Source organism: Erwinia sp. 1181_3, assembly GCF_052824965.1.
In genome coordinates this window covers 446,688-460,174 of the sequence record NZ_VTDE01000002.1, presented here as the reverse complement: position 1 = coordinate 460,174, position 13,487 = coordinate 446,688, and the positions used below count along the sequence as shown (strand labels likewise).

11 protein-coding genes are annotated in these 13,487 nt (G+C 52.1%); 7 read left to right on the top strand and 4 right to left on the bottom strand.

Going from position 1 to position 13,487, the window contains the following annotated elements; translation table 11 throughout:
- Positions 1-121: 121 nt before the first annotated feature.
- The 6 genes from rlmKL (at position 122) to rmf (ending at position 8,095) form a co-directional block, all read left to right on the top strand.
- Entirely contained in the window at positions 122-2,239 is a 2,118-nt protein-coding gene (gene rlmKL / locus FY046_RS06540; RefSeq protein WP_446185887.1) for a bifunctional 23S rRNA (guanine(2069)-N(7))-methyltransferase RlmK/23S rRNA (guanine(2445)-N(2))-methyltransferase RlmL, read from the top strand.
- A gap of 6 nt (positions 2,240-2,245) precedes the next feature.
- Positions 2,246-4,159, top strand: a complete 1,914-nt coding sequence (locus FY046_RS06535) for an ABC transporter ATP-binding protein (RefSeq protein ID WP_159337123.1) — start codon at positions 2,246-2,248, stop codon at positions 4,157-4,159.
- A 32-nt stretch (positions 4,160-4,191) separates the two neighbouring features.
- Positions 4,192-5,466, top strand: a complete 1,275-nt coding sequence (gene pqiA / locus FY046_RS06530; RefSeq protein WP_133841006.1) for a membrane integrity-associated transporter subunit PqiA — start codon at positions 4,192-4,194, stop codon at positions 5,464-5,466.
- Positions 5,453-7,093, top strand: a complete 1,641-nt coding sequence (pqiB, locus tag FY046_RS06525; protein WP_133841005.1) for an intermembrane transport protein PqiB — start codon at positions 5,453-5,455, stop codon at positions 7,091-7,093. The genes pqiA and pqiB overlap by 14 nt, the downstream gene beginning before the upstream one ends.
- Entirely contained in the window at positions 7,093-7,650 is a 558-nt protein-coding gene (gene pqiC, locus FY046_RS06520) for a membrane integrity-associated transporter subunit PqiC (RefSeq protein ID WP_133841004.1), read from the top strand. Before pqiB ends, pqiC begins: the two co-directional genes overlap by 1 nt.
- Positions 7,651-7,927: 277 nt before the next feature.
- The gene (gene rmf, locus FY046_RS06515) at positions 7,928-8,095 is read left to right on the top strand and encodes a ribosome modulation factor (protein ID WP_072277417.1); all 168 of its coding nucleotides are present in this window, start codon (positions 7,928-7,930) and stop codon (positions 8,093-8,095) included.
- A gap of 193 nt (positions 8,096-8,288) precedes the next feature.
- On the opposite strand, the gene fabA is transcribed toward rmf, so the two are convergent.
- Together fabA and FY046_RS06505 are read right to left on the bottom strand one after the other, a co-directional pair.
- Complete coding sequence (fabA, locus tag FY046_RS06510; RefSeq protein WP_133841003.1) at positions 8,289-8,807, bottom strand: bifunctional 3-hydroxydecanoyl-ACP dehydratase/trans-2-decenoyl-ACP isomerase; 519 nt, start codon at positions 8,805-8,807, stop codon at positions 8,289-8,291.
- A gap of 68 nt (positions 8,808-8,875) precedes the next feature.
- Positions 8,876-10,636 carry an AAA family ATPase gene (locus FY046_RS06505; RefSeq protein WP_159337122.1) on the bottom strand — a complete coding sequence of 587 codons (1,761 nt, stop codon included), beginning with the start codon at positions 10,634-10,636 and terminating at the stop codon, positions 8,876-8,878.
- A gap of 185 nt (positions 10,637-10,821) precedes the next feature.
- On the opposite strand from FY046_RS06505, the gene matP reads away from it, so the two are divergent.
- A complete protein-coding gene (gene matP / locus FY046_RS06500) occupies positions 10,822-11,277 on the top strand; it encodes a macrodomain Ter protein MatP (protein ID WP_133841001.1) in 456 nt (151 codons plus the stop codon).
- Positions 11,278-11,366: 89 nt separating this feature from the next.
- Here the strand turns inward: matP and ompA are convergent, their stop codons facing one another.
- Together ompA and sulA are read right to left on the bottom strand one after the other, a co-directional pair.
- On the bottom strand, positions 11,367-12,434 hold the full coding sequence (ompA, locus tag FY046_RS06495) for a porin OmpA (RefSeq protein WP_159337121.1): 1,068 nt from the start codon (positions 12,432-12,434) through the stop codon (positions 11,367-11,369).
- A gap of 349 nt (positions 12,435-12,783) precedes the next feature.
- A complete protein-coding gene (gene sulA / locus FY046_RS06490) occupies positions 12,784-13,290 on the bottom strand; it encodes an SOS-induced cell division inhibitor SulA (protein WP_133840999.1) in 507 nt (168 codons plus the stop codon).
- Between the last annotated feature and the right edge of the window lie 197 nt (positions 13,291-13,487).

Here is a 13,487-nt window from a genome sequence, read left to right as displayed (position 1 = left end):
ATTGCGCCCACCGCGGACCCTGTTATTTACAGGGTTTTTGCAGTAATAAACGCTAACTTTATGACATGACGTCATGATTAGCTATAATGCGCAGCAATTTCTGATGACGATAAGTGACGCTATGAATTCTCTGTTTGCCAGTACGGCGCGTGGGCTCGAAGAGCTGTTAAAAAGTGAACTGGAAGCGCTGGGGGCCGAAGGCTGCCAGGTGGTCCAGGGCGGCGTACATTTCCAGGGCGATGATCGTCTGATGTATCAGAGTCTGATGTGGAGCCGACTGGCTTCACGTATCCTCCTGCCGCTAACCGAATGCGGCGTTTACAGCGACCTCGATCTTTATCTCGGGGTGCAGGCGATTGACTGGCCAGCCATGTTTGGCAGCGACCAAACCTTCGTGGTGCATTTCAGCGGGTTGAATGAGGTGATCCGTAATAGCCAGTACGGCGCGTTGAAAGTGAAAGACGCTATCGTTGATAGCTTTACCCGTAAAAACCTGCCGCGCCCGAATGTTGACCGCGAGCAGGCGGATATTCGCGTTAACGTCTGGTTGAATAAAGATACGGCCAGTATTGCCCTGGATCTGAGCGGGGACGGCCTGCATCAGCGCGGCTATCGCCAACAGACGGGTCAGGCTCCGTTGAAAGAGAACCTGGCAGCGGCCATCGTGCAGCGATCCGGTTGGCAGGTGGGATCGCCGCTGGTGGATCCGATGTGTGGTTCCGGGACCTTGCTGATTGAAGCCGCAATGATCGCCAGCGATCGTGCGCCAGGACTGCAACGTAAACACTGGGGCTTTACGGGCTGGAGCCAGTTTAATCAGTCCCTGTGGAGCGATGTGACGCGCGAAGCACACGACCGCGCCCGTAAAGGGTTAGAGGAAACCACGTCGCGCTTCTACGGCTATGATAATGACTCCCGGGTGATCGAACGTGCCCGCGCCAACGCCCGTAACGCCGGGCTGACTGACCTCATTGAATTCACGACCCAGGACGTGCTGAAGTTGACCAACCCGCTGGCGCAGGGAGTGACCGGGACGGTGCTGAGTAACCCACCGTACGGCGAGCGTCTGGACAGTGAACCTGCGTTGATTGCGCTGCACGGCCAGCTGGGCCGTATTATGAAAACGCATTTTGGTGGCTGGAACCTGTCTCTGTTCAGTGCTTCACCAGAGCTGCTGAGCTGCCTGCAATTGCGAGCCGACCGCCAGTTTAAAGCGAAGAACGGCCCGCTGGATTGCGTGCAGAAAAACTACCAGTTGGCGGAAAATCCGACCGGTGCCGCTGCGGGCCAGTTGGCAGAAGACTACGCCAACCGTCTGCGCAAAAATACCAAGAAACTGGATAAATGGGCGCGTCAGGAAGGGATTGAATGCTACCGCGTCTACGATGCCGATCTGCCCGATTACAATGTGGCGGTCGACCGCTACGGTGACTGGGTTGTGGTGCAGGAATATGCGGCGCCGAAAACCATCGAGCCAGCCAAAGCGCGTCAGCGCCTGTTTGATGTCATTGCCGCAACCCTCAGCGTGCTCGAGCTGCCGGCTAACCGACTGGTGCTGAAAACCCGTGAAAAACAGAAAGGAAAAAATCAGTATCAGAAACTGGGCGAGAAGGGCGATTTCTTTGAAGTCGGTGAGTTTAACGCCAAATTATGGGTTAATCTGACGGACTATCTCGACACTGGCCTGTTCCTCGACCACCGTGTTGCCCGCAAAATGCTGGGGAAGATGAGTAAAGGGAAAGACTTCCTGAACCTGTTTGCTTACACCGGCAGCGCCAGCGTTCATGCTGGTCTGGGAGGCGCGCGCAGCACGACTACGATCGATATGTCGCGTACCTATCTCGAATGGGCCGAGCGCAATATGCGTCTCAACGGTTTGTCCGGGCGTCAGCACCGTCTGATGCAGGCAGACTGCCTGAGCTGGCTGCGTGATGCGGATGAACAGTTTGATCTGATCTTTATCGATCCGCCGACGTTCTCTAACTCCAAGCGTATGGAAGAGAGCTTTGACGTGCAGCGCGATCATCTTGATCTGATGAAAGATCTGAAGCGTCTGCTGCGTAAAGGGGGCACCGTAATGTTCTCCAACAATAAACGCGGCTTCAAAATGGATTCTGCCGGCCTGGAAGCTCTTGGCCTGGCTGCTACTGAAATCACTGCGAAAACACAGTCGCAGGATTTTGCCCGTAATCGTCAAATTCACAACTGCTGGCTGATCACTCACGCCGGTAAGGAATAAGTTTTTATGTCACTAATCAGTATTCATGGCGCTTACCTCTCATTCAGCGATGCGCCGCTGTTGGATAACACTGAACTGCACATCGAAGAAAACGAGCGTGTTTGTCTGGTTGGCCGTAACGGGGCGGGTAAATCCACCCTGATGAAGATCATCAACCGCGAACAACCGCTGGATGATGGGCGCATTATTTATGAGCAGGACCTGGTGGTGGCACGCCTCCAGCAGGATCCGCCACGTAATGTGCAGGGCTCGGTGTATGATTTTGTCGCGGAAGGTGTGGAAGAACAGGCAGAACACCTGAAAGCCTATCACGCGATCTCGCATAAAGTGATGGACGATCCGAGCGACAGAAACCTGAATGAGATGGCGCGCTTACAGGGCATTCTTGACCACCAGAATCTGTGGCAGCTGGAAAGCCGTATTCACGATGTGCTGCAACAAATCGGTCTGGATGGGGACGCCGAGCTGTCCTCATTATCCGGTGGATGGTTGCGTAAAGCTGCGCTTGGGCGCGCGCTGGTCAGCAATCCGAAAGTGCTGATGCTGGATGAACCCACTAACCACCTCGATATTGAAACTATCGACTGGCTGGAAACGTTCCTGAAAACATTCCAGGGCAGCATCATCTTCATTTCGCATGACCGTTCGTTTATTCGCAACATGGCGACGCGCATTGTTGATCTGGACCGTGGCAAGCTGGTTTCCTGGCCGGGCGATTACGATCTGTATCTGACCAGCAAGGAAGAAGCGCTGCGTGTTGAAGAAATGCAGAACGCCGAATTCGACCGCAAACTGGCGCAGGAAGAAGTGTGGATCCGTCAGGGCATCAAAGCGCGCCGTACGCGTAACGAAGGGCGTGTTCGTGCGCTTAAAGCGTTACGCCGTGAGCGTTCCGATCGCCGTGAAGTGATGGGTAAAGCCAATATGCAGGTCGAAGAGGCTTCTCGCTCCGGCAAGATTGTCTTCGAGCTGGAAAACGTCAGCTATGCGGTGGGTGGTAAACAACTGGTGCGTGATTTCTCCCGCCAGGTACAACGCGGTGATAAAATTGCCCTGATCGGCTCTAACGGCTGTGGCAAAACGACCATGCTGAAGTTGATGCTCGATGAGCTCAAGGCTGATAGCGGCCGCGTGCATATTGGCACCAAGCTTGAAGTCGCCTACTTTGACCAGCACCGCGCGGACCTGGACCCGGATCGCACGGTCATGGACAATCTGGCAGAGGGTAAACAGGAAGTGATGGTAAATGGTAAGCCACGCCACGTGCTGGGCTACCTGCAGGAGTTCCTGTTCCACCCTAAACGCGCGATGACGCCGGTGCGTGCTTTGTCTGGTGGTGAGCGTAACCGCCTGTTGCTGGCACGTCTGTTCCTTAAGCCAAGCAACCTGCTGATCCTCGATGAACCGACCAACGACCTCGATGTGGAAACGCTTGAGCTGCTGGAAGAGTTGGTTGATGGTTATCAGGGCACCGTTCTGCTGGTGAGCCACGATCGTCAGTTTGTTGATAACACCGTGACCGAATGCTGGATCTTTGAAGGCAATGGTGAAATCGGTGCGTTTGTTGGCGGCTACCACGATGCGCAGCTGCAGCGTAGTGCCTATAAACAAAACCGCGCCAGCGCAAAATCCACCAGTGCGCAGCCGCGTCAGGAAAACGCAAAAACTGACGCCGCAAAAAAACCTGCGGCTAAGTTAAGCTACAATTTGCAGCGTGAACTCGAACAACTGCCGAAGAAAATGGAAGAGCTGGAAGTCCGTCTTGAAACGTATCAGACGCAGGTTGCCGATGCTAACTTCTTCAACCAGCCCCATGATGTGACCCAGCCTGTACTGGATTCGCTCGCCAAGGCTGAACAGGAGCTGGAAGTCGCTTTCGAACGTTGGGAATACCTGGAGTCGTTAAGCAACGGCGCCTGATACTGCTGTTCTGAAATTATCGAGGGTCAGGTATGTGTTCGTCGCACCACGCGCATCAATGGATGCTTTGCCCACAGTGTGACCTGATGACACAGTTGCCAGATATCCGGCCGGGCAGCAAGGCAAGCTGCCCACGTTGTCATACCACACTTCAGTCTAACTGGGTTGAGCCGCGAAAGCGGCCAACGGCCTATGCGCTGGCAGCACTGTTTATGCTGCTGCTGGCTAACTTATTCCCTTTCATCAATATGCATGTTGCCGGACTCAGCAGTGAAATCACCCTGACCAAAATACCTCAGGTGATGATTTCCGATGACTACAGTAGCCTTGCGACGCTGTTTTTGCTGTTTGTTCAGGGGGTTCCGGCCTTCTGTATGCTGGTGATCCTGCTCTTAGTGAATGATATTACGTTGCCACAGGGGCTGAAACGCACTCTGGCACGCGTGCTGTTTCAGCTGAAAACATGGGGCATGGCGGAGATCTTTCTCGCCGGTGTGTTGGTGAGCTTTGTAAAGCTTATGGCTTATGGTGATATCGGCATTGGCACCAGTTTTATCCCCTGGTGCCTGTTCTGCCTGTTACAGCTCAGAGCGTTTCAGTGTATTGATCGCCGTACATTATGGCTGCGGGTCGCCCCATTGCCTGTGCTTCCCTTCACGCCATTACCCGCCGTGAGTGGCTTGCGTCAGGGGCTGCGTTCCTGCAGTTGTTGTACTGCGGTACTCGCCAGCGATACGTTGGAGTGTCCGCGCTGTGGGGTTCATGGGCATGTCAGACGAAAGCACAGCCTGCAATGGACACTCGCTTTATTGATGACATCAATCTTGCTCTATATCCCGGCCAATCTGATGCCGATCATGATTACCGAGGCGCTGGGCAATAAAATCACCTCAACCATTATGGCTGGCGTGATCCTGCTGTGGAGTGATGGATCCTACCCGGTGGCGCTGGTGATTTTTATCGCCAGTATCATGGTCCCAACGCTGAAAATGATGGCCATCGGCTGGTTGTGCTGGCATGCCAACGAGCGCGACAGCAACCGGGACGACAGTGATAAAATGCATAAAATATATGAGGTTGTTGAGTTCGTCGGGCGCTGGTCAATGATTGACGTATTCGTGATTGCCGTGTTATCGGCACTGGTGCGAATGGGGCAGTTGATGAGTATTTATCCAGCCAGTGGTGCGGTGCTGTTTGCCCTGGTGGTGATCCTGACGATGTTTGCCGCCATGACGTTTGATCCCCGTCTCACCTGGGACCGGATACAAGAAAAGAAGACTGAGGAGCCTGCAAGTGACGGACAATAACCACGGCGTAGCCACGGTAGATAAGATAAAGCGCTGGTCGCCGGTGTGGATCATCCCCATCGTCACCGTCTTGATAGGCGCATGGATTTTGTTTTATCACTTCAGCCATCAGGGCCCGGTAGTCACGTTAATGACCACCAACGCTGAAGGTATTGAAGGGGGGAAAACCCTGATTAAAAGCCGCAGCGTTAACGTCGGGGTGGTCGAAAGTGCCGTGCTAACCGATGATCTGCACCATGTGGAAATCAAGGCACGGCTTAATTCCGGCATGGAAAAACTGCTGCGTGAAGACAGCGCTTTTTGGGTGGTGAAACCCGCTATTGGTCGTGAAGGGATCACCGGGCTGGGAACGCTGCTGTCGGGTGCCTACATTGAACTTCAGCCCGGGGCAAAAGGTGAAAAAGCGGCGCAGTATGAACTGCTGGATTCACCCCCACTGGCGCCGCTGGATGCTAAAGGTATCCGCATTACCCTCGACAGTGAAAAAGCAGGCCAGCTTAATGCGGGTGACCCGGTGCTGTTCCGTGGTTATCGCGTGGGGTCTGTTGAAACCAGCGCCTTTGATGCGGACAAGCGCATGATGACCTATCAGTTGTTTATTTCCGCACCTTATGACCGCCTGGTGACCAGCAACGTTCGCTTCTGGAAAGACAGTGGAATAGCGGTGGATATGTCGGCTTCAGGAATGCGTGTGGAGATGGGATCGCTGACGACTCTGTTCAGCGGTGGTGTCAGCTTTGATGTACCAGAAGGCTGGGAGCGCGGCGAGCGGGTTGAAAACAAAGCGGAATACCGTCTGTTCAACGACCAGCGCAGCATTCAGGATTCACTCTATACCGAACACAAAGACTTCCTGCTGTTCTTTAACGACTCTATTCGTGGTCTGCAAAAAGGCGCGCCAGTCGAGTTCCGCGGTATCCGTCTGGGGACGGTCGCGGAGGTACCATTTACCATGCCAGGCCTTGCTCAGCGTCTGAATAATGATTACCGCATTCCAGTTCTGATCCGTATTGAACCGGACCGCTTCGAGAATCGCTTAGGTAATGATTTCAATATTGAGCAGCATCTGAAAGACGGTATCAAAAGTGGGCTACGAGCTTCACTGAAGTCTGCCAATCTGTTGACGGGCGCATTGTATGTCGATCTCGATTTCTACAACAATGCGAAACCTGTTAGCGGTCCGACGACGTTTGCTGACTATGAGCTGATCCCAACGGTAAGCGGTGGCCTGGCGCAAATTCAGCAGAAGCTGATGGAATCTCTGGATAAGATTAACAGTCTGCCGCTGAATCCGTTGCTGAACGAAGCGACCGGCACATTGAAAGAGAGCCAGCGTACGTTGCGTGAAATGCAGAAAACGCTCGACAGCCTTAACCAGATTACTTCCAGCCAGTCGATGAAAGAGCTACCGGCGGATATGCAAAGCACGCTGCGTGAACTGAATCGCAGCATGAAGGGCTTCCAGCCAGGCTCACCGGCTTACAATAAGATGGTGGGAGATATGCAGCGTCTCGATCAGGTCCTGCGTGAATTGCAGCCTGTATTAAAAACGCTCAACACCAAGAGTAATGCGTTGGTATTCGAAGCCAAACCCGGTCAGGACCCACAGCCGAAGAGGGCGAAATAATGATGAAATGGATCCCCGTAGCTTTTGTGCTGGCACTGAGTGCTTGCAGCACCCCCAAAACGGCTTACTACCAATTGCCAACGGCGGGCAGCACTGCTGTTGTAGCCAGTCGGAACGTGGCGACGCCAGTATGGATAGAACGCGTATCGGTGCCGGATTACCTTGCCGGGAATGGTGTGGTCTACCAGAGCAATGATGTCCAGTTCGTAATAGCGGCGAATAACCAGTGGGCCAGCCCGCTGGATCAACAGTTGCAGCAAACGCTGGTGACCAATCTCAGCACGGCGTTGCCGGGAGCGCTGGTCTCGTCTTCTCCACTGGGACAGCAACACGATACGCTCAATGTCACCGTAACGGGTTTCCATGGTCGCTATGATGGACAGGCGGTGATCAGTGGTGAATGGATACTTGAACACAATGGGAAACTGCAAAAGCAGCCGTTTACGCTGGTACTACCGCAAAGCGAAGATGGTTACGATGGGTTAGTAAGAACCCTGGCTAAAGGATGGCAGCAGATTGCAGGGCAGGTCGCTAATGCGATAATTCGCGAACAATAAGAAAAAATTAACTAACGTACTAAGCCTTTGATTGTTGCAGAACCTGATTTCTTTGGCATCAAAGGCTTTTTTATTGCCATTCAGTCAGATAGCAGTGTTTTTTCAGCGAGCAGTGGCGAGAAATCATCATGGGTTTGATACACATTCATGACATTGGCGTGAAATTTGCGCGTTGATCTTTACTGAAAGTCGCGGTAGAACTTATGAGTGGTTGCGCGAAACGTAATCACTGTATCTTTCCACCAGATTCCACCAGACTAAATGAGGGAAACGCGGCATGAAGAGACAGAAACGAGATCGCCTGGATCGGGCACAATCACGGGGTTATCACGCAGGCATTACAGGACGCTCAAAAGAGATGTGTCCGTATCAAATGCTGGATGCTCGATCTCACTGGTTGGGAGGTTGGCGACAAGCCATGGAGGACAGGTCGGTTACCGCGTAACACCTGTCAGAGAAAGGGAAAAACCTCCGCTTATGCGGAGGTTTTCATTTTTATCCTTCATACTTCAAGTTGTCTCTGCGTTGGCTGCTTTCAGTCACCCGAATCACTGACTTCACTCAGCTCATCGGGATTCCTTCTTTTGCCGCCTTAATACAACTCGAATTATTTTGGATATCAGAAAGCAGTGAGAGACTTAGAACGCGGTGGTGTCTTTGAACAGGCCCACTTTCAGGTCAGTAGCGGTGTAAATCACGTTACCATCGACCAGTACTTCGCCATCTGCCACGCCCATCACCAGTTTACGGTTGATAACGCGTTTGAAATGAATACGGTAAGACACTTTCTTCGCGGTTGGCAGAACCTGGCCGGTAAATTTCACTTCACCCACGCCCAACGCACGACCTTTACCTTCAGCGCCTAACCAGCCGAGGTAGAAACCAACCAACTGCCACATAGCATCAAGGCCGAGGCAGCCTGGCATGACCGGGTCACCGATAAAATGGCAGCCGAAGAACCACAGGTCAGGATTGATATCCAGTTCAGCTTCAACGAAGCCTTTACCGTAGTTACCGCCGTCTTCGGTCATTTTAACCACGCGGTCCATCATCAACATATTGCCAGCTGGCAATGGCGGGCCTTCCGCGCCAAACAGTTCACCGCGACCAGAGGCAATCAGGTCTTCTTTTGTATAGGATTCGCGTTTATCTACCATGTTTTCAATAAGCCTTATTTTAATGAAGCAGGGAGTTTAGCTTACACGTGTACGCCGGACAAGTCCGATCAGCCGGGCGTAAACCAGTTTAACCAACGCAACGGCCACGGTCGATGGCGTGGTTCAGGGTGAAGTATCTGTGCGATACGGTCCTGAATCGAACGTAACAGGCACGCTCCTGTCTCTTTGTCCCACTCTACACCCGTTAACAGCGGCAGAGCTTCATCAACGCTGGAGACGGCCCACAGATGGAATTTACCTTCACGAACGGCATCAACCACCTCCTGCTGAAGCGAGAGGTGACGCACATTGGCCGCAGGAATAATGACCCCCTGGGTTCCGCTTAATGTGCGTTGATTACAGATGTGGAAGAAGCCTTCAATTTTTTCATTCAGCCCGCCAACAGGCTGCACGCGACCAAACTGATCGACGGAACCCGTCACAGCCAGCTGTTGATTGAGCGGCTGTGAGGCGAGGGCACTGATCAGTGCACACAGCTCAGCCAGGGAGGCGCTGTCACCATCGACTTCGGAGTAGGATTGCTCAAAAACGATTGAGGCAGAAAACGGCAGCTGTTGCTCAAGCTCCAGCTCTGCAATCAGCCATGCCTGCATGATCATCATACCTTTGGCATGAATATTACCGCCAAGCTCGGCTTTGCGCTCTACGTCGGTGAACTCACCATCGCCTACATGAACGACGCAGCTAATGCGTGAAGGTTCACCAAATGCGCGAGGATGGCCTGGGAACTCCATGACCGATAAGGCGTTGATCTGACCGATCATCTCGCCTTCTGTTTCAATCAGAATCTGATCAAGCAGGATCTCGTCACGAATGCGCTCAGGCAGGAAACCTTCACGCCATTCGCGCGTGCTGAGGGCATCCTGAAGATTTTCGGCAGTGAGCTGGTTGTCTTCGCTGTATAGTGCGGCTTCCTGTAACTGTCGGCCCAGCCATTGAGGATCCAGTGGAAGGGTATCCTGATCGCCGGTATAGCGTGCGGCCTCACGGATCAACACTGGCCAGAAATCAGGCGCAGGAGAGGGATAGCCAAGACTGTGGGCAACACTTTGCACCCACTGTAACCAGTGGTTGAATTCCTCTTCGTCCACGAGTTGAATATTGTCTTCGAACTCGCTGTACAGCGATAGCCCTGCCAGTTCAGGCTCCATATCCTGGAAATCTGCCAGCACATCGCGTTCACCCACCAGTACCAGGCGGAACTGCATTGGCATGGATGGGATCGCTAATGGCAGAGGACGGGTTTCATCCTGGGAATACCAGTCAAACCGTTGATTAACCATGATCTGTTTTAGCCGCAGCCACAGCAGCGGTTGCGCCATCAGGGCACGCATTGACAGGATCAATACTCCGCCATTGGCACGATGTACCAGACCTGGTGACAGCGTTATCGTAGACTGATGGATGCGTACACAGCCAAAGAGTTGTTCGGCTTCAATCCATTCAGCCTGATGAACTCCCCCTTCGCTGGCGAAATTATCCGCAGCGTTTTCCGCCGGACGCCAGTTTACCGCGTGTTCGCTGATGTCATATTGGCCACCAAATAAGGCCGGAACATCATCATCATCGACAGTAAGAGAGGAAAGAATATCCTGCAATAAAGCGAGATATTCAGCGCTCTCAGGGCTTTTGACCAGCATTAGCGGTACTTTGGCCGGGGTTTGCAGTAGCAGGCTCAAGCCATTAAACAGGCGTGCCTGCACGGATGCAAAGCACTCTGTATCGGCAGCATAGGCCTGCGAGAGGAGATGCTGGAAGCGTTCTGTATCGGGCTGTAGGGCGCGCCACTCTAATCGGTTGTTGGTCAAAGTTATCGTATTTTTCTTAGATGATTAAAAGCGGCATTATACAATATTTCAGCCGGTTAAGCACAGTGCACATGCACATCTGCGCTGCTTGCGTTAACATTGACGCTGATGTCCCTGTTTTCTTTACAGCCTGATGAAAAAAAGCTGTTATTCTTAATTCGTAATGTGGTCAGCATGAGATTCCGATGAAATACCAGCAACTGGAAAATCTTGAAAGCGGATGGAAATGGAAATACCTGGTCAAAAAACACCGTGAAGGTGAATTGATCACGCGTTATATCGAGTCAAGTGCAGCGCAGGCCGCCGTCGATGAGCTACTGGTGATGGAAAATCGACCAGTAGAGGTATTGAAATGGATCAGCCAGCATATTAATCCGCTGCTTGAAAATCGCATGAAGCAGACTATCCGTGCGCGTCGCAAACGTCATTTTAATGCCGAACATCAGCATACGCGTAAGAAATCTATCGATCTGGAATATCTGGTTTGGCAGCGGTTGGCTGGTCTTGCGCAGCGTCGAAATAGTACGTTGTCTGAGACGATAGTGCAGTTAATTGAAGATGCAGAACGTAAAGAGCAGTATGCCAGCCAGATGTCCTCGCTGAAGCAGGATCTAAAAGCGATTTTGGGCAAGCCTGAATAAAATCGACATATGCCTTATCCCTTCCTCTTTTTCACCTTATTCAGCCAATAAAAAACCCCGCCGGAGCGGGGTTTTTTTAACGAGATAACTTAAGCCTGTGGCTGAGTTACAACGTCTTTGATGCCTTTAACTTCGATTTCTACGCGACGGTCTGGCGCCAGGCAGTCGATCTGGGCGTTACGGCCTTTCACGCTGTCACAGGTGCTGCCGGTAACAGGGTTAGATTTACCCTCGCCACGTGCAGAGATCTTGTTAGCAGGGATGCCTTTAGACACGAGGTAGTCTACAACAGACTGAGCGCGTTTTTCAGACAGTTTCTGGTTGTACTGCTCTGAACCGATACGGTCAGTGTAGCCCAGAACGACAACAGAGCCGTCTTTAGGATCCAGATTGCTCAGCTGGGTATACAGCTGATCCAGAGCCTGCTGACCTTCTGGCTTCAGAGTGGCCTTGTTGAAGTTGAACAGAACGTCAGACTTCAGGGTGAAACGCTTGGTTTCAACAACTGGCGCTGGAGCCGGAGCCGGAGCAACAACTGGTGCTACTGCATCATCCTGACCGAAACGGTAGGAAACGCCAACACTCAGCATTGAGTTATCAGGACGCGCACCAACGGTACCTGCGTCACCGATGTTGTTAACCCACTGGTAATCCAGACGAGTTGCCCAGTTTTTGGTCACTGCGTATTCAACACCAACAGCAGCCAGCGGAGAAACGCCGGTGTCGTGGTCGCTGATACGAGTGCCGTTAGCGTTCTGGGTGGAGTCTGCACGCCATACCATGCCGCCCAGACGAGTGTACACGTCCAGATCGTCAGCAACTGGGTAGCTTAATTTAGCTGCCAGCTGAACGCCCTGCGCTTTGAAAGCGCCGTTGACGTTGTTGCCTTTGTTAGGCATGCGGCCTAACCAGTCGTAACCCAGCTCGAAGCCCAGGTACTGGTTTGCCTGATAGCCACCAAATGCACCAGCGCCGAGCTGGCTTTCATGTGATGGGCCGTCGTTATCTTGGTAACCGTTACCGTAGTAACCTTTGTCGTGGTACTGAGACCAGCCCAGTTTAGCACCGGTGTACCAGGTGTCATCTTTAGGGGCGGCCTGCGCTACGGTAGCGAAGCCAGCCAGTGCCACTGCAATTGCGATAGCTGTCTTTTTCATTTTTGCGCCTCGTTATCATCCAAATAGGCAATGAGCTTTAAATTAGCTCTTTGATTTAATCCTTCGCCGGGTTGAGAAGCTCGATTGTGACTCTTCCAAAAAATGGAGGTTATTGAGCACCCTGGCGAGCTAAAGTCTACAACGTACCAGCAAACTTACAAGTATGATGTGACGATGGTCAGCAAAAAAACAGCGTTTCATACACATTTTTTAACATTTGAGGGTGAATTCTTTGCTCAAAAACAGGTCTGAGAACCCAGCTAAACCGTTGTCGCACCGCGTCATAACATTATTAGCCTGTTAAGAAGGGTCTGGCAGAGATAAAGTCTGAGAAAAATCTTATTTTTACTTAATGATACAAAGATGAGTGAATTCTTAATCCATTAAGCGGTCTGGCTGAGGAGTAAATGCTATTTTCTGAGCGCATAATTAACCCCAGTGCCTGCCCTGAACTTGCTGCTTCTTGCAAGCGTTGACGATCCACTTCTGATACTTCTTCATCCAGCCAGCCTAAAACCACACTGTAATTCCCTGTCTGCAATGCTTTGATCATGGCTTCTACCGTGGTGATCGTACCGCAGTAGGGAGACTGCATGACTTTATCAAGGGGTAACCCGGAGCGCTGTAACCAGTCGCGGCTGAGCTTCTGTTGCGGTGTCAGCCATAACTGCCAGCGAGACTGCATCCCCAGCTGCTGCAACAAAGGCAGCAGCAGCAATTGAGTCATGTCAGGTTGATTCTCACTGTAAATCAGTTCGCTGATCAGGCCATTCGCACAAGTCGAGCCAGAGGACGCAGATGCGGAAGCATGCATGTTACGACTAACAGACTGAGATTTCAGGAAATGAGTACGCATAATGTCTTCGCTCACTAGGTTACTGTATGGATATACAGTATATGTGTGGTGAACAAAGATCAACCTTTAATCTGACTTCCTGACACATGTCGGCTCAGAGGCTGGTGTACTGAGAGTCTGTGTACACATGGCGAATGTATTAAGGCTTTTTTTCAGGTCTGACGGGTGTCGTTCCAGAGCTTCCTGACATTTCAAGC